The following is a 21424-nucleotide window of genomic DNA, read 5'->3' on the forward strand; positions in this document are numbered from 1 at the left end:
CTCTAAGCGGGATTTTTTTGATTAATGATTTATCGATAGCCCTTAATTATTAAAACGGCGAAGTTCTTCCATGGCATTTAAAATAACAGGCATTCTTAATTTTGCATCGCTTTGCTCTTGGTATTGATTATCGTAAATGGTGAAATTGCCAACGCGATCTAATTCATTTAAACGATCTGCTTCTTTTATTGCGTAGTAGCCATCGCGACCTAATAAAATCCAATCGTGTTTTTGCTTTTCAAACAAAGATTGACCTGAGCTATAGTCAGCTGTGTCATTGTTACAACCTAGCGCTGCAGACATAATTGTTGGCGGTATATCGTAATGGCTGGTTTCGCCTTGATACATTGCTTTTTCTTGTTCTGGCCAATGAATAATCATCGGCACCTGTGTTTGGTAGGTTGAGTAGTTACTGTTATGGCCCCAATAATTTTTGCCGCTATCGTTGAACTCTTTGCCGTGATCACCGGTAATGATGATGATGGTATTGTTAATTTCATCACCAAGCTGTGCAATGACTTTCGCTACTTGCTGGTCCATAAAGTAAATTGCATTTCGGTAAAGGTTTAAAAACGGTGTAGCGTCATAATCGTTATTCAGCGCCATATAATTTATATCATCTAAAGATGGCTTATATTTGCGTTCAAAATCGTCTGGAATAGAAAAACCATGGGCCGCATCAAATAACATAAATGAGAAAAATGGTTTGTCATTCGACTTTTGTTGATGCCAATTAATAAAGTCTTTTGTCAGGTCTATGTCACGTTCATAAGGCTTGTCGCCAACAGAGTGGGTTCTTAAACCGTCAACACTGGCAAATATTGTTTGATCAAATTCAGGACTCGTTAATTTCGCACTTGAAAAAATACCCATTTGATATTCTTGCTGTTTTAACACTTCCATCATTACCGGACTGCGTTGTTGATCGAGTATGGTCTGCCAGTAATGACCGGGAATACCATAAAACAAACTGAACATGCCGTGGCGAGTATTGTTACTACCACTAAAATGCTGGTCAAAACGAGTAGAGTTTTCAGCAAGATTATAGATATTTGGCGTTAAATCCTTATCCATCATATCGGCGCGCCAGGAATCAAAAACGATGATCATCACATTTTTCTGTTGTTCAGCAGCGCTGCATTGCAATGCTTGCAGTGGATAGTTAATTGACGACTTAACTTTCTTTTGCTTTAACAGCGCTTGTTGTTTTTGCGCTTCGATGTTTACCACACCAAATTTTGCCATTAAGCTTTTTGCGGTCAGCGGAAAAGAAAGCGGTAAATATCTCGCTTGTTGAGTGATTTGCTTTTTAAACATTGCGTCAGCCCAGGTATGGATACCGTGACCACAGAGTAAAAGTACAAACCAGATCTTGACCATAGGTTTGAGTGAGTAAAACTTTTCTTTATATTTAAATCGGATGTATTCACTGATAAATATTTGAGTCGCAAAAAACGCTAAGATTATGCTGATAATCATCGCCCAAAGCTGCCACGAAAAACTAAATATTTCAGTACCACCCTCGATCATCAATTCAAATACAATGGTGTTGAAATGAAAACGATATTGTTGATAAACAAATGTGTCAGCGAGTAGCAACGATAACGCCAACGCTATCAAGGTAATTGCTATTGATCGAAACACCCATCCTACTTTAATCAATCGAGCAAAAATTCTTAAACCAACTAACAATAGTAACGCTAATAAACCCAGTTGTGCGATGCCGTAGCTAACAATAAAAAGAAATGAAATTGTATCTTGTGGGTATGGGTGTGGGCCGAAATAACGTAGGGAAATTATCAGTGCAATTAGCAAGTTTACGATTAAGTATCGGTTAAGCCAGCTCTTGTTGTATTTATAATTAGGATTAATAAGCATTTTCGTTTTAATAGTTATCAGTTATTTGTTTTAAATCAAAATATTCATTTTCTAGCTCGTTACAATTTATCACAGTTTTTAACATTATGAATATATATAAGGCAACGGCCATGAAAAAGAATTTAATAAGTTTAGCATTAGTGTCTCTTCTAGCAAGCAATGCGGCAATCGCAGCGTCATACCAAGAAGGTGACTTTGTTGTTCGTGGCGGTGCCACTATGGTTGCACCTGACGATGGTAAAGCTGGCGTTTATTTAGATGGCACTAATTCTGGTTTAGAAGTAAGTGTTGATGACAATACCCAGTTAGGTTTAAATTTTGTTTACTTTTTTGATCGCAATTGGGCTGTTGAAGTATTAGCGGCAACGCCTTTTACTCATGATGTACAACTTCATGCGGGTAATGAAGAAACGACGTTAGCAGAAGTAACTCATTTACCACCAACAGTAAGTGCAATCTATTACTTTAATACCGGCTCAAAATTTAAGCCATATGTGGGTGCCGGTCTTAACTACACAGTTTTCTTTGACGAAGAATTTCAATCTGGTTTCGAAGAAGCAGGATTCAGTGATTTAGAATTAGATGGTTCTTTCGGTTTTGCTTTGCAAGTAGGTGCCGATTACCAACTTAATGATAAATGGCACGTAAACGCATCGGCTCGTTATATTGATATTGGTACAGAAGCTAATTTCTTAGTAGCAGATTCTATTAAAGGTACGGCAGATGTAGATGTTGACCCAATGGTATTTAGTTTAATGCTAGGTTATAAGTTCTAACATCGGACTTAACGCACATATAATAATGCCACTTGCGATTTCGTCGGTGGCATTTTTTATTTTAACTTATAAGCAGATGTTCTTTTATTTAACCATTGTTTTGGTTAATCTCTAGTAAAACCACCTAATTAGTAAAACACCATGGACAGCTACCTTGTTTACGGCAATCCAATAGCCCAATCTAAATCGCCATTTATTCATCAAATGTTTGCACAACAATGTCAGCAGAACATTGAATACGATAAACGTTGTTCTACCGAGAATGAGTTTACTGACGAGGTACATAGGTTTATTGCTAATGGCGGAAAGGGCGCTAATGTTACTGCGCCTTTTAAAGAACAAGCAATGCAACTGAGTGATGAACTTAGTGTTCGTGCAAAAGCAGCCGGCGCGGTAAATACATTGTCTTTTAGCAACAACATAATTTTCGGCGATAATACCGATGGCGTTGGTTTAGTTAATGATCTAATTGACAATAACATCACCTTAACCGGTAAAAGCATATTATTAATGGGTGCTGGCGGGGCGGCAAGAGGCGTTATTCAACCACTTTTAGAGCAAAACCCACAGCAACTAATTATCGTCAATCGAACATTAGAAAAAGCCAAACAGCTAATATCTCATTTTAACGATGAACGTCTATCTGCGATTTCATTCGAGCAAACAGCAAATATAAACGTAGATGTAATCATTAATGCTACCTCGGCTAGCTTGTCCGCAAAATTACCTCCGCTTAGCGTTAGCGCCATATCGCCTTCTACAGTTTGTTATGACATGGTTTATGGTAAAGAATTAACACCGTTTTTAGTGTGGTGTGCAGATAATAATGCCAGTAAAGTCATTGACGGATTGGGAATGTTGGTTGGCCAAGCCGCTGAAAGCTTTTATCAATGGCGAGGGGTGAGACCGGATCCAAAACCGGTATTGTTGGCATTGCGAGAGATGTTGGATAAGTCATGAACCAAGCCATTTTAATTAACGATGATTTTGAATATATAAAGCAAGATAGTTGTTGGCGATTTACTGGGATGTTAAACGCCGAGCGAGTTACTATCTATATAAAACATCAAAACCAAACCTTAACTGATTCGCTTAAATTTGATTTAGAAGAAATGGTAGAAGAATTTCTTGAAGAAGATGAGCCAGATGACAAAAACGAAATCTGGCTGTAGCTTGTTTAATCAGGTTGCCGCAGAGCTAATTTGAATTTAGGACTGTTCTAATATTAGTTTTGCTCTAATAAATACTCGTCTTTTAATCTAACGTAATTTGCATTTGTTGCTTTCAAAAAGTGAAGTTCGTCTTCAGTTAAAGGTCTTTTCTTAGTGGCCGGGTTACCTACATATAAATAACCGGCGTCTAGGACTTTATTTGGTGCAACTAGTGAACCGGCACCGATGATAATATCGTCACCAACTACTGCTCCATCCATTACTATTGCGCCCATGCCAACCAAAATTCGATTCCCTAAGGTGCAGCCGTGCAACATTACTTTATGTCCTATAGTCACTTGTTCGCCAATGACTAGAGGAAAACCATCTGGATTACGTTCAGTTTTTCGAGTGACATGCAGTACGCTGCCATCTTGAACATTAGAGCACCGGCCTATGGATATTGAATTTACATCACCACGAACGACAACCAACGGCCAGATACTAACGTCGTCCGCGATAGTGATATCGCCGATAACAACACTTGAGTTGTCTATATAAACATTTTCTCCAAGTTTAGGTGTTATTCCTCGGTAGCTTCGTAATTTTGAATTTGTCATCATTCGCGTCTCTTAATTAATTTATATTGATAATAGCAAGTTATTACTAATCTACTTACTATTTTACCTTTACTTTAAAAGATTTTTTCCATCAAAATATTTAGTCGGCCATTATAAACTTTGTGAACAATATTTTAACAAAATTGATCTTTATATTAATAAAAAGGCCAATTATATAGCGATCTGTACAGAATATAGACGAACAAACTAGTTTTTTAAATTAATTCAAAAAAACAGTTGACCTTATCTTAAAAATCCCTAAAATGCGCATCCACTTCTTCGGGACATCCCAAGACAGTGTTTTGACAAGTTTGGTTATCGATATTGATAGCAAAACGGTGAAGAAAACTTTTTTTAAAACTCTTGAAAAAAGTCGTTGACATCAAAACTGGATGACGTACAATGCGCATCCGCTTCGGGGCAAGGCCTGCGAAGCAACAAGTGAATAACGAATGCGATTATCACTTTCTCGAAAGAGAGCTCTTTAACAATTAGTTATCATGCAATTTGTGTGGACATTCACGTTGATGTAGATTTTACCAGAATCTTCGGATTCAAAACTTACTCAGTGAATGACTACACAAATATACATACTTAAACGATGTTTTTATAACATTAGATAAGTACGTTTTATTTGAAACTTATTTCTTCGGAAATAAGAGTACAGAATTCATTGAGCCGAACCACTTGTTGGTTCACATTACACTTTTTAATTGAAGAGTTTGATCATGGCTCAGATTGAACGCTGGCGGCAGGCTTAACACATGCAAGTCGAGCGGTAACATTTCTAGCTTGCTAGAAGATGACGAGCGGCGGACGGGTGAGTAATGCTTGGGAATATGCCTTTAGGTGGGGGACAACAGTTGGAAACGACTGCTAATACCGCATAATGTCTACGGACCAAAGGAGGGGCTCTTCGGACCTTTCGCCTTTAGATTAGCCCAAGTGAGATTAGCTAGTAGGTAAGGTAATGGCTTACCTAGGCGACGATCTCTAGCTGGTTTGAGAGGATGATCAGCCACACTGGGACTGAGACACGGCCCAGACTCCTACGGGAGGCAGCAGTGGGGAATATTGCACAATGGGGGAAACCCTGATGCAGCCATGCCGCGTGTGTGAAGAAGGCCTTCGGGTTGTAAAGCACTTTCAGTCGTGAGGAAAGGGTGTAGATTAATACTCTGCATCTGTGACGTTAGCGACAGAAGAAGCACCGGCTAACTCCGTGCCAGCAGCCGCGGTAATACGGAGGGTGCGAGCGTTAATCGGAATTACTGGGCGTAAAGCGTGCGTAGGCGGATTGTTAAGCGAGATGTGAAAGCCCAGGGCTCAACCTTGGAACTGCATTTCGAACTGGCTATCTAGAGTACTGTAGAGGGTGGTGGAATTTCCAGTGTAGCGGTGAAATGCGTAGAGATTGGAAGGAACATCAGTGGCGAAGGCGGCCACCTGGACAGATACTGACGCTGAGGCACGAAAGCGTGGGGAGCAAACAGGATTAGATACCCTGGTAGTCCACGCCGTAAACGATGTCAACTAGCTGTCTGTAGACTTGATCTGTGGGTAGCGTAGCTAACGCGCTAAGTTGACCGCCTGGGGAGTACGGCCGCAAGGTTAAAACTCAAATGAATTGACGGGGGCCCGCACAAGCGGTGGAGCATGTGGTTTAATTCGATGCAACGCGAAGAACCTTACCATCCCTTGACATCCAGAGAATTTTCTAGAGATAGATTAGTGCCTTCGGGAACTCTGAGACAGGTGCTGCATGGCTGTCGTCAGCTCGTGTTGTGAAATGTTGGGTTAAGTCCCGCAACGAGCGCAACCCCTATCCTTATTTGCCAGCGAGTAGTGTCGGGAACTCTAAGGAGACTGCCGGTGATAAACCGGAGGAAGGTGGGGACGACGTCAAGTCATCATGGCCCTTACGGGATGGGCTACACACGTGCTACAATGGCAGATACAGAGGGCAGCGAGACCGCGAGGTGGAGCGAATCCCAGAAAGTCTGTCGTAGTCCGGATTGGAGTCTGCAACTCGACTCCATGAAGTCGGAATCGCTAGTAATCGTGGATCAGAATGCCACGGTGAATACGTTCCCGGGCCTTGTACACACCGCCCGTCACACCATGGGAGTGGGTTGCAAAAGAAGTAGCTAGTCTAACCTTCGGGGGGACGGTTACCACTTTGTGATTCATGACTGGGGTGAAGTCGTAACAAGGTAACCCTAGGGGAACCTGGGGTTGGATCACCTCCTTACCTTAAGTAATTTCTCAACTTCGTTGAGTGTTCACACAAATTGCACTGATAACAATTAATAAAGGATAGAAACCAAATTTAAAGTATCCTCTAGGATTTTTTAAATTTGGTTTTTTACCAAAATCATCGCCGAATGTGAGCGTTGATTAGATCTTTAACAATTTGGAAAGCTGATATTAAACCCGATAATTCGTGTTTATGATCACCAGTCATAAACGCATGCGAATTATCAACCAATGAGTTTCTGTTTTACAGAAACACATTTAGACAATCATTAGATTGTCGAAATTATAACTAACATAGTCGTTATGTTAGTTGTTCTTACTCAAGGCTCAAGCAGCAATGCTTGAGATAGATAACTTGTTGATAAGTTATCTCATTCTTATTGAATGCGTGAAAATGTCAGACGTACATTTAGATTTGGTTTTGTCACCAAGTCACTCAGGTTGAAAGACTGGTTGGGGTTGTATGGTTAAGTGACTAAGCGTATGTGGTGGATGCCTTGGCAGTTAGAGGCGATGAAAGACGTGTTAATCTGCGATAAGCGAAGACAAGGTGATAAAAACCGTTATAGTCTTCGATTTCTGAATGGGGAAACCCACCCGTCGTAAGGCGGGTATCGTAACGTGAATACATAGCGTTATGAGGCGAACCGGGAGAACTGAAACATCTAAGTACCCCGAGGAAAAGAAATCAACCGAGATTTCGTTAGTAGCGGCGAGCGAACGCGAATTAGCCCTTAAGTGGTTTGTAAGTTAGTGGAATGTTCTGGAAAGGACAGCGATACAGGGTGATAGCCCCGTACACGAAAATAAACTTACCATGAAATCGAGTAGGTCGGGACACGAGAAATCTTGACTGAATATGGGGGGACCATCCTCCAAGGCTAAATACTCCTAACTGACCGATAGTGAACCAGTACCGTGAGGGAAAGGCGAAAAGAACCCCTGTGAGGGGAGTGAAATAGAACCTGAAACCGCATACGTACAAGCAGTGGAAGCCGGATTTAGTCCGGTGCCTGCGTACCTTTTGTATAATGGGTCAGCGACTTATGTTCTGTAGCAAGGTTAACCGATTAGGGGAGCCGTAGCGAAAGCGAGTGTTAACTGCGCGTTTAGTTGCAGGGCATAGACCCGAAACCCGGCGATCTACCCATGGGCAGGTTGAAGGTTGAGTAACATCAACTGGAGGACCGAACACACGTATGTTGAAAAATGCGGTGATGACTTGTGGGTCGGAGTGAAAGGCTAATCAAGCCGGGAGATAGCTGGTTCTCCCCGAAATCTATTTAGGTAGAGCCTCGGACGAATACCATTGGGGGTAGAGCACTGTTAAGGCTAGGGGGTCATCCCGACTTACCAACCCTTTGCAAACTCCGAATACCAATGAGTACTATCCGGGAGACACACTATGGGTGCTAACGTCCATAGTGGAAAGGGAAACAACCCAGACCGCCAGCTAAGGTCCCAAAGTCATAGTTAAGTGGGAAACGATGTGGAAAGGCATAGACAGCTAGGAGGTTGGCTTAGAAGCAGCCACCCTTTAAAGAAAGCGTAATAGCTCACTAGTCGAGTCGGTCTGCGCGGAAGATGTAACGGGGCTAAACTATGCACCGAAGCTGCGGATTCTTACATTAGTAAGAGTGGTAGGGGAGCGTTCTGTAAGCCGTTGAAGGTGAGTTGTAAAGCTTGCTGGAGGTATCAGAAGTGCGAATGCTGACATGAGTAACGATAAGGGGAGTGAAAAACTCCCCCGCCGAAAGACCAAGGTTTCCTGTCCCATGTTAATCAGGGCAGGGTAAGTCGGCCCCTAAGGCGAGGCGGAAACGCGTAGTCGATGGGAAACAGATTAATATTTCTGTACTTCTATATATTGCGAAGGAGGGACGGAGCAGGCTAAGCAAGCATGGCGTTGGTTGTCCATGTGAAAGTATGTAGGTGGGTGTCTTAGGTAAATCCGGGACGCTGTTAACACTGAGATACGAGACGAGACTCTACGGAGTTGAAGTTGTTGATGCCTTACTTCCAGGAAAAGCTTCTAAGCATCAGATATATAGGAACCGTACCCCAAACCGACACAGGTGGTTAGGTAGAGAATACTAAGGCGCTTGAGAGAACTCGGGTGAAGGAACTAGGCAAAATAGTACCGTAACTTCGGGAGAAGGTACGCTCTCTAGTGTGAATCCCTTGCGGAGTAAGCACAGGAGAGTCGAAGTAACCAGGTGGCTGGAACTGTTTATTAAAAACACAGCACTGTGCAAAATCGAAAGATGACGTATACGGTGTGACGCCTGCCCGGTGCCGGAAGGTTAATTGATTGGGTTAGCTTCTGCGAAGCTCATGATCGAAGCCCCGGTAAACGGCGGCCGTAACTATAACGGTCCTAAGGTAGCGAAATTCCTTGTCGGGTAAGTTCCGACCTGCACGAATGGCGTAATCATGGCCACACTGTCTCCACCCGAGACTCAGTGAAATTGAATTTGCGGTTAAGATGCCGTATACCCGCGGCTAGACGGAAAGACCCCGTGAACCTTTACTATAGCTTGACAGTGAACATTGCTCCTACATGTGTAGGATAGGTGGGAGGCTTTGAAACCGCGTCGCTAGATGTGGTGGAGCCAATCTTGAAATACCACCCTTGTATGCGTGATGTTCTAACCTGGGGCCCTTATCGGGCCTGGGGACACTGTCTGGTGGGTAGTTTGACTGGGGCGGTCTCCTCCCAAAGAGTAACGGAGGAGCACGAAGGTTGGCTAAGTATGGTCGGACATCATACGGTTAGTGCAATGGCATAAGCCAGCTTAACTGCGAGACAGACACGTCGAGCAGGTACGAAAGTAGGTCATAGTGATCCGGTGGTTCTGTATGGAAGGGCCATCGCTCAACGGATAAAAGGTACTCCGGGGATAACAGGCTGATACCGCCCAAGAGTTCATATCGACGGCGGTGTTTGGCACCTCGATGTCGGCTCATCACATCCTGGGGCTGAAGTCGGTCCCAAGGGTATGGCTGTTCGCCATTTAAAGTGGTACGCGAGCTGGGTTTAGAACGTCGTGAGACAGTTCGGTCCCTATCTGCCGTGGGCGTTTGAGAATTGAAGAGGGCTGCTCCTAGTACGAGAGGACCGGAGTGGACGAACCCCTGGTGTTCCGGTTGTCACGCCAGTGGCATTGCCGGGTAGCTACGTTCGGAACTGATAACCGCTGAAAGCATCTAAGCGGGAAGCAGGCTTTGAGATGAGTTCTCACTGGGACTTTAAGTCCCCTAAAGGGTCGTTGGAGACTACAACGTTGATAGGTCAGGTGTGTAAGTCCTGTGAGGGATTGAGCTAACTGATACTAATTGCCCGTGAGGCTTAACCATACAACACCCAAACAGTTTTGTTTGAGTATGCACTGAAATTGTTCCAGACAATTTCTAGCACTTCCTCCATCCATGGAGGTCGTATGTTGTATGTTGTTTGACACTCTTTGAAAGAGAGTTCACGCATTAAAAAGAATACTTGAGAAAAACGTTTAATATCGACTTCCTGAACTTGTTTCAGGATCTCATTCAGCTTTCGAAATTGTTTAACAAGTTTTTGTCTGGCGACCATAGCATTGTGGCCCCACCTGATCCCATGCCGAACTCAGAAGTGAAACGCAATTGCGCCGATGGTAGTGTGGGAGTTCCCATGTGAGAGTAGGTCATCGCCAGGCTCCTATTTCGAAAAGCCCGCTCATTTGAGCGGGCTTTTTTCGTTTTCAAACACTGTGCGTCTAATGGCTCGACCTACTACGTAGGTCACCGGCAAAACCGTTCATCCATGAACTTGCCGGCATTTGTGCATCCATGCACTTCATCGCCAGGCTTCCAATTCAAGAAAGCCCCTAGCTAACGCTAGGGGCTTTTTTACTTTCCAGCCTGGCTCGACCTACTACGTAGTTATCAGTTATTGTGTTATAAATCATACAAATATAACGTTTCGGTATAACTAACTATAAAAATCCTATAAAAAAGTATTAGCTAAATTGCACAAATATGTAGTAATCTGTTGTTAGCTCAAAAGTATAACAATAATAAAAAAATACTAATAAAGAATAAATATTCAAGATAATCGAGCTAATTATGGAAAATCCATAATGTTTCAACAAGAAATATGGGGGGAGCATGGCGAGAAATAATCTCAATAAAATAAATATTGCCAATCGCTCAACTGACGAAAATCTAGAGCAGTATTGGCAAGAAAACAAACAAGTTTTTTATCGCTTATTATCTGCATGGATAGTTATGGTTGTTGGTTGCAGTGTTGTGTCACTGGCATGGTTAGATGTATATCAATTATTTGGAGTGCCGTTAGGTTATTGGCTAACTCATGAAGGTGCGATGTTAGCGACTTTTGGCTTGGTATGTGTTTATCATCTAAAAATGAAAAAGATAAGATTGAAATATGGTTTTGATAAGCAAAGCCCGGTTCGTCTTACAAAACAAAAGTTAGCAAGAGAAGCAAAAGGCGATTTTGCTTAAACCGAAGTTTTGAACAACTCATTATTAGAATGAGTAAAAAAAAAGGACTTAACATTAATGTGTAAGTCCTTTTTTATTGGCTTTAATTTATCAATTGATAACTTTTAGTTTAAATATACTGTGCTGTATGATGATTTAAAATTACTACATCCAACTTTTCTTACTATGCTCTACTTCATATAGACTTCTATTGATAATTTCATAGCCCATACTTTGCGGCATATAAGGTATCTTTACTGAGCCTGCTGCCAAAATAAAGTTAACTGAACACAAGCCTTTACGCTCTAAAAACCAGCTTTGATTAAATTCAGTTTGTTGTACTTTATGAATTGGGAAACAACGATAATCGACCCCTAAACAACCCCTGCGAACGTAAATAAAGTTTTCATCAACGGCGTAGCCCCAACGTTTAAATCTCATAAATATCAAACCTGACAGAATGCAGGAAATGATCGCTACCCCTGTAAAACCGTCATATTGTCCATTATGAATCAATACTGAGCTAGTAATCGCAATAAACGGTAAAAGAAATATAGCCAAGTTTCTATATAGCAAACGCTTCGATACTGAGTTGAACGTAATTGTTTGCATTTGATTATCTGGGTAAGCATCATTAATTAAATGTTGGCACTCTTTATTAGTAACTGATGGAACAATTATCTTATTGGTTAGTTGACCTGGTTGTGCATGCTCTAATCCGGAGTTGATCTGTTCAAATCGAAGATTGATGCGTCTAAGCAATACATCTAACCAATCCTGTTGGCGTACAATCATCTGTAAGCGAGATAATCGCATAGTAACTTCATTGCGAGTAAATAAACCACTACGTCGGATATATTTGTCGCCGCTGCGACTTAACCTAAAATCATGAAAAGAAATTATTGATCCAAGTATCGAAAATATCGCCATTGGTATCATGATAATTAAGAATGCAGTGATAAACGTTGAAACGATTTGCCAGACTGACATGGTCGAGAATTCAAAGTACTGGCCCAGATTAACGTTGAAAAACATCAACCACTGTCCAACTTTTTTACTAATGGGTTCAATAAACGGGGCAAGACCAGCAACGAAAATCCACACTCGATTGTTAGTAAGACCATGGATCACCAAATCATCTAGGTTTCGAGTATCTAAGGTTATTTCCTCATCACTAATGTTCATCTCTTGAGCATTATCGAGGCTGTCAATGTGGTCGTCGTTATGTTTTGTATCTGACAAGTTGGACGAAAGTATTTCTGCCTTGAGTTTTTCGGCAAAAGACTTTTTAAGAGCGACAACCTTAGCCTCTTGTTTTGCCGTACCTGCAGTGTCTAGTTGTAAACAGGCATATGAAAACGGTCGATAATAAAACGGTTCGGTCAACTCAACGTTCTGTATACGAGAGAAAGGTAAATCGATGTACTTCTTTTGAAAAACACCGGACCTGATTTCAATCTTTTTGTCAGTAAGTCGATATTGGAAAAAGTAATAACTAAGCAAAGAGAATAACGTACTCAAACCTATCACGCCGTACAATGCCGGATAAGCCACATCTGGATTTTCTTGTAGCTTTTGATAAAACACCAATAGCGCGGGAGCAACGTATATGATGTTGCCAAAGATATTCTTAAAGAACATTAATAGGAAATAAACCAATGCTATAGGCGATATTCGTTGCCATTGATGAGTTTCTTTAACTTCGTCTTCTACGTTAACCTCACCTTCAAAGTCACCTCCAAGATCGTCGATATCGTTGTTAGTATTGTTACTTGGAGAATCATCTAGGCCTATGGTTAGTGCAGGCTGAGGTTGTTTTTCAGCATCGCTACCAATGTTAGTCATGCTGCTTAACATCCTTGTGTTCAAGAATAAATTGACGAATGTGTTCGGCTAACTCAAATTCAAGGCCAGGAATCTCGAAGGTATGAAGCGCACCACCGGCACTAAACACCTGCAATGTGGCAAGTCCAACCTTTCTTTCCACCGGACCTCGCTTTAACTCAACATGTTGTACACGCAATATTGGTTGACTGATTGTTTTTTGGAAAAATAGTCCTGATTGATAGCTTACGTCTTCTTCGCGCAGCACATACTTTTTTAACGGATCGGCAAAGTTGACGTATAAGGTAAGTAACAATCCTATTGTTGCCGAGGCATACAAAACGACGGTTAAAAAGATCACCAAACCATTGGGTAAATCAAGCCAAGGCTGATGAACCATCGCAGCGATTATTAATACTATAATTAAGGTACTAACTAAATGTACTAATCGGTGAGTTGGCGCGTACTTTATTGATAGTGGTTCAAACGTTAAGTTTTCAAGTGCAGGAAGCTCGTCACTGAGAATAGCTTTATTAGAAAAGGTAGAAATACCAGCTGTGTCGGTGATAGTCGGCTGTGAAGAAGTCATATACTAATTATTATTGTGATTGATGAGCTTTAGCTTATCCTGAAATTTCGCATCGGTAAAATAAAGTTTTGTAAGTTAATATAAATTTTTCATGTACTTAAAAGCTATACATTATAGGGTGGTTAAGTTAGTATTTTTTATACAATTTAAGAAATACAATTACTCTAGTGTAGTAAATTTCTATGATGTTGCTTTTAACACTGGTTATTCCTAGTCATTTTAACCACCCTAACTATGTTAATTCCAACGACATTACTCCAATGAGATTCTTCAACAATAAAATAATAAAACTTATGACCAAAACATTTCAGAACTACCTTATTTATTTGCTGGCATTTACCAGTGGCTTTTCCATCATGGGCGTCGAGTTACTTGCCGGCCGAATTTTAGCGCCATACTTTGGCTCAAGTGTTCATGTTTGGGGCAGTATTATTACCGTCTTCATGTTAGCGCTGTCGTTTGGTTACTTAATTGGCGGCAGAATTTCAGTATTAGCACCATCGCTTAAACGTTATGGTTTTATCTTCTTATTTGCTGGGGCTACTTTATTACCTTTAACGTATTTTGGTATCGATATTCTCGAGTGGGTTTTTATCCATATCGAAGATAGTCGCTATGGCTCGTTAATTGGTTCAGCATTACTGTTCTTTATTCCAACTATAATTTTGGGCATGATTTCGCCATATTCAGTGCGCCTTTTAGTGCGTAGTGAACATGAGAGTGGTCAAGTTGCTGGTGTACTTTATTTTGTATCAACCTTAGGCTCAGCTATGGGCACATTAGCGACTTCATTCTACTTTGTGCTGTGGTTTGAAGTGAACCAAATTATTATCAGTTTCTGCCTGATCTTAATTTTGCTTGGGATGACATCAATAATGGTTAACCAATTAGAGGGTAAAAGTAATGCCATACTTGAACAAAATAGCTAATTTAGCATTACTTATTTCTATTGTGTTCTGCAGCACTGCGCAGGCGAAAGCAAAAATAATTAAAGAGCAACGTTCACTTTATCGCAATATCTTCGTTGAAGATGATGGAGATATTCGCTGTTTAAAGTTTTCGGTAAAACGACGCACTAGTAGTCAATCTTGTATCAATAAAAAGTATCCGAACAAGATGGTATTTAACTACACCAAGTTTGCTTTATCATCATTGATATTTTACCCACAACCTAAGCGCGTACTTATTATTGGCTTGGGCGGCGGTACATTGAGCAATAGTTTGTTGCAATTGTATCCTGAGATCAAAATTGACAATGTAGAAATCGATCAAGCAGTGGTCGATGTAGCCAGGGATTATTTTGATTTTAAAGAAACGGACAACGTAAAAACCTACATGCAAGATGGGCGGATATTTATCAAGCGAGCGTTGATGAGAAAGGATAAATACGATGTCGTTATTCTTGATGCATTTAATGGTGAATATATCCCTGAACACCTAATGACTAAAGAGTTTCTAGAAGAGACTAAAGGTTTGTTAACAGAGCAGGGCATTGTAGTAGCAAATACCTTCTCTTCGAGTGAGCTTTATCACTATGAAAGCGCAACTTATCGTGAAGTGTTTGGTGATTTCTATACCATTAATAAAAGCAAAACTGGCAATAGAGTGATTATCGCCTCGAATGAAGAGGTAAAACCAGAACTGCTTAGTCAAGGTGTAGAGTTGCTGCAAAAGCCACTTGCAGAATATGATGTTGATTTAGAAAAAACAGTAGGTTACTTAATGAAAGAAACTGAGTTGCCTCGTAAATACCGAGTGTTAACTGATCAGTATTCACCTGCGAATTTATTATAACGCCGGATTAATCGCTTAATGGGGTTCATTGTTAACCCCATTAAGTCGCAATCTATTAGAAAGCGAAACCACCGCCTATGCTATACACTTCTATTTCTTCACCCTCAAGCTGATAAATTTGAATTTCAGACTTGATGGTGAAATCTCCATAATCATATTTAAAGCCTATGCCGTAAAACATGTCAGCGCCGGCTTGTTGTGAATCAGAGCTGCCGATTGGACGCACAGTATTATTACCTGATAAGGTTGCATCTAGTTGTCCTTCCTCAATTTGCCAAGCATTGAGGCCAAGGGTTGCGAAAAACGATGATCGTTCAGTGATTGGCATAAGACCGACAATATTGACCATTAAGGCCGCAGATTCTTCACCTTCGCGAAAGTCAACTTCACTCACTTTATTTAAGGCCGATTCTTGCCCTTGCCTGGCGGAATTTAAATCAGCAAAGTCTGCCTCTAAACCAAAGTAAGGATTGAACTGTAAAGATTCAATTTGTATTTGTGTTTCGGTTTTGTTTTTTAGAATAAAAATGCTTCGATTGTCTGCTCTGCGGTTGTTAACTTTACCACCAAATTTTGCTGACTCTTCGATTTCACTCAAATCTGGAATATACACAGAACCAAAGAATTCATTTTGTTGATTTTGTTTTTTACGAAAATCAACAATCTCATTCACAGAAAGTATCTGTTTTTTGGTTGCTTCATTTATCGCTTTATCAACAGTTCTATCATTTATCTTCAGCGTCTGTTTAGATTTATTATTGGCGGTTTTCTCGGGGGTCGTCGACTTCGTATTCTCGCCTGGCACTGCAAACGGCTCTTTCACTACGTCTTCACGGTTTTCCACCGCTTTATCGGTCGACTTAATGCTTTGAGTAGGCGCCCAAATGTAATGCCAATACGCTGCGGTACTTGCCAATATAACCAATAGGATGGCTAAAATTTTTTTCATTGATATTCCGAAATCGATTACAACGCTAACAACTACAATATGAGTTCGATTTGTAGACAGTAAGTTCAGTTATAAATTGCTAATTGTGATTATTATATGCTGTGAAAACAGACTAGGCTATTGATTTATAGAAGAATCGATTAAGCGAATTTTCTAAACAGTGATTGATTGCCAAATGCAACATCATATTCCTTTGCTACACTTGATTTACGACCGATAAAAACAATGGAGTTAATTTGAGCGACAAGTTTTTTGATGATCTACAAAGAGCTGCGAAACATGCCTATGATAATGCCTATGCGCCGTATAGTAACTTTAGTGTTGGCGCCGCTGCTCTTACCTTTGAGGATAAGATAATAACCGGCTGCAATGTTGAAAACGCATCTTATGGATTAACGGTTTGTGCTGAACGTAATTGTCTAGCTAGTGGCATTGTTCAAGGTGAACAAAAATTTAGAACTATCGTTATTTATACTGAAACTAGCAAATTGACACCGCCATGCGGTGCTTGTCGCCAAGTCATTTCAGAATTCTTAGAACCGAACGCTATAGTCTCAGCAACTAATCAACTAGGTGAAAGAGTCGACTGGTCTGTTGCCGAATTACTTCCCGATGCGTTTACGCCAAAAGATTTAGAATAGGTAATTGATTATGATCCTGCCGCAAGAAATTATTCGCTTAAAACGAGATGGAAATGCATTAGACAATGAACAAATGCAGCGTTTTGTCGATGGCTTGGTTGACGGCAGCTTTAACGATGCTCAGGTTGGCGCGATGGCAATGGCGATTGTTCAACAAGGTATGAGCGTTGAGGAAACTGTGGCCTTAACCTTGCAAATGATGCATTCAGGGGAAGTTTTATCATGGCCTGAACTTGATGGACCTGTTGTTGATAAACACTCTACCGGTGGGGTCGGCGATAAGGTCAGTTTTATGCTCGCCGCTATTGTTGCCGCTAATGGTGCTTACGTGCCAATGATCTCAGGTAGAGGGCTAGGGCATACTGGCGGCACAGTGGATAAGTTGGAAAGTATTCAAGGCTTCGATGTAGAACCGAGCAATGAAAAATTTAGGGCAATTGTAAATGAAGTGGGAATGGCGATCATTGGCCAAACCAGTAATATCGCGCCAGCAGACGGCCGTTTATATTCGATTAGAGATATTACTTCAACTGTAGAGTCTATCCCCTTAATCACCGCTTCAATACTGTCGAAAAAATTGTCGGCCGGTCTTAATGCATTGGTGATGGATGTTAAAGTTGGCAATGGCGCTATGATGCAAGATATCGAAGCATCAGCTGCGCTTGCTCAAAGCATCGTAAATGTCGCTAATGGTGCAGGGGTGAATACGCAAGCAATTATCACCGATATGAATCAAGTCTTAGGGTTTAGCGCAGGCAATGCCTTAGAAATAAAAGAAACTCTCGATTACTTAACAGGCCAAGCACGCGAGCCAAGGTTACATCAAGTGGTTTCAACCCTTGCCTGTGCGATGCTAATTGATGCCAATATTGCGGCCAACTCTAATGCCGCTCAACGCTTAATTGATGACGTGCTTACTAACGGTAAAGCCGCTGAAGTATTTGCCAAAATGGTCAGTGCGATGGGGGGACCGAGTGATCTATTTAGCAAGCCTTATCACTACATGCGAACGGCAAACTGTATTCAAGATGTCGTCGCTCAGCAAGATGGATACATTAGTGCGATGCAAACCCGTGATATCGGCATGGCTGTTGTTGGACTTGGTGGAGGGCGTTTAGCTAATGGTCAGCAAATCGATCATAGTGTCGGCTTTGACCATATCATTCATGTAGGTCGTAAAATATCTAAAGGTGATGTATTGGCTCGGGTACACGCAAAATCAGTTGAAGAGGCGAAGCAAGCTGCGGTCATTTATAGCAAAAGTGTAGCCATTAGTGATACTCAAGTTCCCCCAGGGAAGGTTATCTATCAGACAATAGTAGAGCAAAAATAACCTATAGCGACTTAGCATTAGAATAAATTTTAGAAATCCTTTTCTAAATATTTTTTTGACTTTAATTAGTGTCTAACCAATTTATTTTGCTAGCTTTGCGGCATGTAATAATAGCTCAGGAGCTAATCGAGTTCTAAAGTTCGGGTTTACATATTGAAACTGTACTAAACCTTTACTGTCAATTACATACACAGCTGGAGCTGGCAACACTAAACGTTCAACACCAGCGGCATTTTTTTGTAGTGGATTCTTTAAATCCATTTTTGCTAAATATCTATCAGTCACTTTTTGCGATGTAAAAAACGCTAAGCCGAACGCTTGGCTAACTTGGCTATTGTAATCAGATAATAGTTGGTAGCTTAATTCTCTGTCGCTAATGCTTTTATTTAGATCAGCGATGTTATCGGTAGAAATTCCAATCAGCTGAAAACCTAAATCTTTTAAGTCTTTTTCAATGGCTTGCAGTTGTCCCATTTGCGTGTTGCAAAACGGACACCAACCGCCACGATAGAAAAATAATACCGTTGGTTTACCGTTTACGATTTGCGCTAAATCAACAGGCTTATTGTTTAAGTCGGTCGCTTGTACGCTAGGAACCTTTTGGCCTGGTAACAGTGGCGACACCACTTCTGCTGACTCGGCTATAGGCTTAGCAGCGACTGCTGCAGTCGAGGTAATTAATAGTAAAATGGTAGAGCAAATTAGTTGCACAGTTTTCATAAAATTCTCTTATTATTTATTGGCCCATTTGTTGAGACAATTGATAGTTGTAATACTTCTACAATAGACCTGAAAAGCCAATAATAATTTCGCAAAAGTTTTATATATTCTAAAAAACTAATTCGTCGCTAACTATTTTTCCCATTAAAGTCGTCTAGGGCTGTTTATTTCCTGAAATGAGAGCAATATTTGAGTAACTTATCATGCCAAGTATGTTGTGATCTTTAATCACAGGAGCACGTGAAATTCCAAATTGTTCAAATAAACGAGCGCAGTAACGTACGTCCATATCTGGTAAGACACTTAATACCGGCTTAGTCATTATTTCATAGAGGTTAACGCGTTCAGGTGATCTGTCGGTGGCGATAACTTTTTTCGCTATATCCGATAAAAAAACGGCGCCATATTCATCGTTATCGTTGCGCTTTTCAACAATAATCGTACTAACACCGGTTTCTTTGATTTTTTCAATCGCTGCTGCGACTGTTTCGAGTCCATCACAAATAATGAATCTATCGTTCATTGCTTGTTGAACCTGGATTATTGGTGAGGTATTCATAACTTGCCCTTAATTACTTGTTCTAATTGGCTGATTTGGTGTTGCACGCCGATGGCATCTTCAACGTCAAGTTGGATTGCCATACCGGCGCCTGAGTTTTTATCAAGACCTGCGACGTGGTCTATGGTTTCGAGAATCTTTCGAGATAAATGCTCTTCGACAACAAATAAAATGACATCGACCTGAATATCGAGATTTAGACCAAAAAACGTAGTCTTTTTATTTAGTCCTTCACCGCGGGCGTGATTAATCACCGTTGCCCCCGTTGCACCGGCTTCGCGAGCCGAATCAAGCACTTTCTCTGTGACTTCATCATTTACGAAAGCAATAATCAGTTTAAAATGCATTACAGTGCTCCAGAATTTTGTTTTTTATTAATATATTCAATGATTTGAGCATAGGCCATTACTGAGATAATTGGAAATAGACTAGCAAATGCAATCAATCCAAAACCATCAATTAATGGGCTTCTGCCCTCTATAGTTGTCGCTAGTCCTAAGCCTAAGGCGGCGACTAATGGCACAGTTACTGTCGATGTTGTTACTCCGCCTGAGTCATAGGCCAATGGGATTATCATTTTCGGGGCAAAGTTGGTTTGTATAACCACAAGAATATAGCCCGCAATGATGTAGTAATGAATAGGGTCGCCAACCACAATTCGGTATACCCCTAGAGTAATTCCAAAGCCGACACCTAAAGCAACGGCGATTCTTAAGCCCCATAAACCGATAACGCCGCCTGACACCTGATTCGCCTTTATTGCCACTGCTAATAACGATGGCTCAGCAATGGTCGTTGAAAAACCTATCGCAAAGGCAAACGCATAAACCCAGTAGTAACTCATCCAGTCGATGTCACCATCGCTGCCACTTTTAATGAATTCATGGGCGGTAAGCTGCTCTGCCATTAACTCACCGAGTGGGAATAATGCTTTTTCTAAGCCCAGTAAAAATAGTGATAAACCGAGAATTACATAGACTAAACCAATTGCTTTCGCTTTGAGCATAGGTACTTGTTTTTTCAGCACTCCATATTGAAATACCGCCAAAATAAGAACAATTGGGGTGACATCAATGACTGTTTGTAAAAGGGTGTGGGATAACTCGATAAGATAATTCATTAGTACACCATGCCGTAAGCCATAACGAAAATCATTGGTAAAAGTGAAGCAAAGGCGATAAGTCCAAATCCATCGAGCATAGGGTTTCGTCCTTTGATTGCCGATGCTAATCCAACCCCTAATGCAGTGACTAATGGAACGGTTATAGTCGATGTTGTTACACCACCAGAGTCATAAGCAATACCAATGATCTCCTTTGGCGCGAAATAGGTCATCACTACCACTAATAGATAGCCAATAATAATAACGCGTTGGATCGGCCAACCTTTTAATATCCGAATGACACCCAATATGATGGCGCAACCAACGGATAAAGCGACGGTTATACGTAATCCGAATGCATATTGTTCAATTGAGTCTGCAGTATCAACAATAGCGCCAGCTTTGGCGGCTATATCACCAGCTTTAGCGGCAACAGCGATAAGTGCCGGTTCGGCAATTGTCGTACCAAAGCCAAGAAAAAATGCGAATAAAACTAACCATAACAGACTGCCTTTACGGGCAAAAGCATCAGCCATACTTTCGCCTAAGGGAAATAGGGCTTTCTCTAAACCAAAAACGAAAAATGTTAAACCGGTTACGACCATTAGTAAGCCAATGATAATCTCTACAAAATTAGGTAATGGTTGTTGCAAAACAACAAGTTGAAAGAATGCGATGACGATAATAATCGGCAAAAGATCTTTAAAACTTGCGAGCATTGCTTGTAAAAACGCTTTCATTTATCGGTAATGT

18 protein-coding genes and 3 rRNA genes are annotated in these 21424 nt (G+C 41.0%); 11 read left to right on the forward strand and 10 right to left on the reverse strand.

Going from position 1 to position 21424, the window contains the following annotated elements; all coding sequences use genetic code 11:
• Positions 1-42: 42 nt before the first annotated feature.
• On the reverse strand, positions 43-1878 hold the full coding sequence (locus LT090_RS00120) for a DUF3413 domain-containing protein (RefSeq protein ID WP_068547016.1): 1836 nt from the start codon (positions 1876-1878) through the stop codon (positions 43-45).
• Between the two features lie 110 nt (positions 1879-1988).
• Here LT090_RS00120 and LT090_RS00125 point away from each other — a divergent pair, with 110 nt between their 5' ends.
• The 3 genes from LT090_RS00125 (at position 1989) to LT090_RS00135 (ending at position 3826) form a co-directional block, all read left to right on the forward strand.
• Positions 1989-2654 (forward strand): OmpW/AlkL family protein, encoded by a 666-nt coding sequence (locus LT090_RS00125; RefSeq protein WP_068547015.1) that lies wholly within the window; start codon positions 1989-1991, stop codon positions 2652-2654.
• A gap of 141 nt (positions 2655-2795) precedes the next feature.
• The gene (aroE, locus tag LT090_RS00130; RefSeq protein ID WP_068547014.1) at positions 2796-3614 is read left to right on the forward strand and encodes a shikimate dehydrogenase; all 819 of its coding nucleotides are present in this window, start codon (positions 2796-2798) and stop codon (positions 3612-3614) included.
• Complete coding sequence (locus LT090_RS00135) at positions 3611-3826, forward strand: hypothetical protein (RefSeq protein WP_068547013.1); 216 nt, start codon at positions 3611-3613, stop codon at positions 3824-3826. Before aroE ends, LT090_RS00135 begins: the two co-directional genes overlap by 4 nt.
• 53 nt (positions 3827-3879) lie before the next feature.
• On the opposite strand, the gene LT090_RS00140 is transcribed toward LT090_RS00135, so the two are convergent.
• Positions 3880-4425 carry a gamma carbonic anhydrase family protein gene (locus tag LT090_RS00140; RefSeq protein WP_068547073.1) on the reverse strand — a complete coding sequence of 182 codons (546 nt, stop codon included), beginning with the start codon at positions 4423-4425 and terminating at the stop codon, positions 3880-3882.
• 710 nt (positions 4426-5135) lie between these two features.
• Between LT090_RS00140 and LT090_RS00145 the strand changes: the two genes are divergently transcribed.
• The 4 genes from LT090_RS00145 (at position 5136) to LT090_RS00160 (ending at position 11181) form a co-directional block, all read left to right on the forward strand.
• Positions 5136-6676, forward strand: a 16S ribosomal RNA gene (locus LT090_RS00145).
• Between the two features lie 470 nt (positions 6677-7146).
• Positions 7147-10038, forward strand: a 23S ribosomal RNA gene (locus LT090_RS00150).
• Between the two features lie 220 nt (positions 10039-10258).
• A 5S ribosomal RNA gene (rrf, locus tag LT090_RS00155) occupies positions 10259-10373 on the forward strand.
• The 16S, 23S and 5S rRNA genes sit together here, the layout of an rRNA operon.
• Positions 10374-10824: 451 nt before the next feature.
• Positions 10825-11181 carry a DUF4212 domain-containing protein gene (locus tag LT090_RS00160; protein ID WP_068546288.1) on the forward strand — a complete coding sequence of 119 codons (357 nt, stop codon included), beginning with the start codon at positions 10825-10827 and terminating at the stop codon, positions 11179-11181.
• Between the two features lie 144 nt (positions 11182-11325).
• Here LT090_RS00160 and LT090_RS00165 read toward each other — a convergent pair whose 3' ends face one another.
• Both LT090_RS00165 and LT090_RS00170 read right to left on the reverse strand, forming a co-directional pair.
• Complete coding sequence (locus tag LT090_RS00165; protein ID WP_162272299.1) at positions 11326-13005, reverse strand: PH domain-containing protein; 1680 nt, start codon at positions 13003-13005, stop codon at positions 11326-11328.
• Positions 12998-13573 (reverse strand): PH domain-containing protein, encoded by a 576-nt coding sequence (locus tag LT090_RS00170; protein ID WP_068546287.1) that lies wholly within the window; start codon positions 13571-13573, stop codon positions 12998-13000. Before LT090_RS00170 ends, LT090_RS00165 begins: the two co-directional genes overlap by 8 nt.
• Positions 13574-13866: 293 nt before the next feature.
• Here LT090_RS00170 and LT090_RS00175 point away from each other — a divergent pair, with 293 nt between their 5' ends.
• Both LT090_RS00175 and LT090_RS00180 read left to right on the forward strand, forming a co-directional pair.
• On the forward strand, positions 13867-14502 hold the full coding sequence (locus LT090_RS00175) for a fused MFS/spermidine synthase (protein WP_082897149.1): 636 nt from the start codon (positions 13867-13869) through the stop codon (positions 14500-14502).
• Positions 14477-15367, forward strand: a complete 891-nt coding sequence (locus LT090_RS00180) for a spermidine synthase (RefSeq protein ID WP_082897147.1) — start codon at positions 14477-14479, stop codon at positions 15365-15367. The genes LT090_RS00175 and LT090_RS00180 overlap by 26 nt, the downstream gene beginning before the upstream one ends.
• A 55-nt stretch (positions 15368-15422) precedes the next feature.
• Here the strand turns inward: LT090_RS00180 and LT090_RS00185 are convergent, their stop codons facing one another.
• Positions 15423-16316: a porin family protein gene (locus LT090_RS00185; RefSeq protein WP_068546286.1), complete on the reverse strand. Its 894-nt coding sequence runs from the start codon at positions 16314-16316 to the stop codon at positions 15423-15425.
• 236 nt (positions 16317-16552) lie between these two features.
• Between LT090_RS00185 and LT090_RS00190 the strand changes: the two genes are divergently transcribed.
• Both LT090_RS00190 and deoA read left to right on the forward strand, forming a co-directional pair.
• Positions 16553-16957 (forward strand): cytidine deaminase, encoded by a 405-nt coding sequence (locus tag LT090_RS00190; RefSeq protein WP_068546285.1) that lies wholly within the window; start codon positions 16553-16555, stop codon positions 16955-16957.
• A 10-nt stretch (positions 16958-16967) separates the two neighbouring features.
• On the forward strand, positions 16968-18290 hold the full coding sequence (deoA, locus tag LT090_RS00195) for a thymidine phosphorylase (RefSeq protein ID WP_068546284.1): 1323 nt from the start codon (positions 16968-16970) through the stop codon (positions 18288-18290).
• A gap of 81 nt (positions 18291-18371) precedes the next feature.
• On the opposite strand, the gene LT090_RS00200 is transcribed toward deoA, so the two are convergent.
• The 5 genes from LT090_RS00200 to LT090_RS00220 form a co-directional block, all read right to left on the reverse strand.
• Positions 18372-19010: a peroxiredoxin family protein gene (locus LT090_RS00200; protein ID WP_068546283.1), complete on the reverse strand. Its 639-nt coding sequence runs from the start codon at positions 19008-19010 to the stop codon at positions 18372-18374.
• Positions 19011-19164: 154 nt separating this feature from the next.
• Positions 19165-19569, reverse strand: coding sequence for a CBS domain-containing protein (locus LT090_RS00205; RefSeq protein WP_068546282.1), 405 nt, complete (start codon positions 19567-19569; stop codon positions 19165-19167).
• Positions 19566-19916, reverse strand: coding sequence for a P-II family nitrogen regulator (locus LT090_RS00210; RefSeq protein WP_068546281.1), 351 nt, complete (start codon positions 19914-19916; stop codon positions 19566-19568). The genes LT090_RS00205 and LT090_RS00210 overlap by 4 nt, the downstream gene beginning before the upstream one ends.
• The gene (locus tag LT090_RS00215; protein WP_068546280.1) at positions 19916-20689 is read right to left on the reverse strand and encodes a DUF1538 domain-containing protein; all 774 of its coding nucleotides are present in this window, start codon (positions 20687-20689) and stop codon (positions 19916-19918) included. The genes LT090_RS00210 and LT090_RS00215 overlap by 1 nt, the downstream gene beginning before the upstream one ends.
• Positions 20689-21411, reverse strand: coding sequence for a DUF1538 domain-containing protein (locus LT090_RS00220; RefSeq protein WP_068546279.1), 723 nt, complete (start codon positions 21409-21411; stop codon positions 20689-20691). The genes LT090_RS00215 and LT090_RS00220 overlap by 1 nt, the downstream gene beginning before the upstream one ends.
• Between the last annotated feature and the right edge of the window lie 13 nt (positions 21412-21424).

This window comes from Thalassotalea crassostreae (assembly GCF_001831495.1).
Classification (GTDB): Bacteria; Pseudomonadota; Gammaproteobacteria; order Enterobacterales; family Alteromonadaceae; genus Thalassotalea_A; species Thalassotalea_A crassostreae.

Coding starts and splice junctions, on each gene's coding strand:
- LT090_RS00170 (WP_068546287.1), bottom strand. CDS start 13,573: ATGACTTCTTCACAGCCGACTATCACCGACACAGCTGGTATTTCTACC.
- LT090_RS00180 (WP_082897147.1), top strand. CDS start 14,477: ATGCCATACTTGAACAAAATAGCTAATTTAGCATTACTTATTTCTATT.
- LT090_RS00205 (WP_068546282.1), bottom strand. CDS start 19,569: ATGAATACCTCACCAATAATCCAGGTTCAACAAGCAATGAACGATAGA.
- LT090_RS00210 (WP_068546281.1), bottom strand. CDS start 19,916: ATGCATTTTAAACTGATTATTGCTTTCGTAAATGATGAAGTCACAGAG.
- LT090_RS00220 (WP_068546279.1), bottom strand. CDS start 21,411: ATGAAAGCGTTTTTACAAGCAATGCTCGCAAGTTTTAAAGATCTTTTG.
- LT090_RS00175 (WP_082897149.1), top strand. CDS start 13,867: ATGACCAAAACATTTCAGAACTACCTTATTTATTTGCTGGCATTTACC.
- LT090_RS00120 (WP_068547016.1), bottom strand. CDS start 1,878: ATGCTTATTAATCCTAATTATAAATACAACAAGAGCTGGCTTAACCGA.
- LT090_RS00140 (WP_068547073.1), bottom strand. CDS start 4,425: ATGACAAATTCAAAATTACGAAGCTACCGAGGAATAACACCTAAACTT.
- LT090_RS00160 (WP_068546288.1), top strand. CDS start 10,825: ATGGCGAGAAATAATCTCAATAAAATAAATATTGCCAATCGCTCAACT.
- deoA (WP_068546284.1), top strand. CDS start 16,968: ATGATCCTGCCGCAAGAAATTATTCGCTTAAAACGAGATGGAAATGCA.
- LT090_RS00125 (WP_068547015.1), top strand. CDS start 1,989: ATGAAAAAGAATTTAATAAGTTTAGCATTAGTGTCTCTTCTAGCAAGC.
- LT090_RS00135 (WP_068547013.1), top strand. CDS start 3,611: ATGAACCAAGCCATTTTAATTAACGATGATTTTGAATATATAAAGCAA.
- LT090_RS00215 (WP_068546280.1), bottom strand. CDS start 20,689: ATGAATTATCTTATCGAGTTATCCCACACCCTTTTACAAACAGTCATT.
- aroE (WP_068547014.1), top strand. CDS start 2,796: ATGGACAGCTACCTTGTTTACGGCAATCCAATAGCCCAATCTAAATCG.
- LT090_RS00165 (WP_162272299.1), bottom strand. CDS start 13,005: ATGACTAACATTGGTAGCGATGCTGAAAAACAACCTCAGCCTGCACTA.
- LT090_RS00185 (WP_068546286.1), bottom strand. CDS start 16,316: ATGAAAAAAATTTTAGCCATCCTATTGGTTATATTGGCAAGTACCGCA.
- LT090_RS00200 (WP_068546283.1), bottom strand. CDS start 19,010: ATGAAAACTGTGCAACTAATTTGCTCTACCATTTTACTATTAATTACC.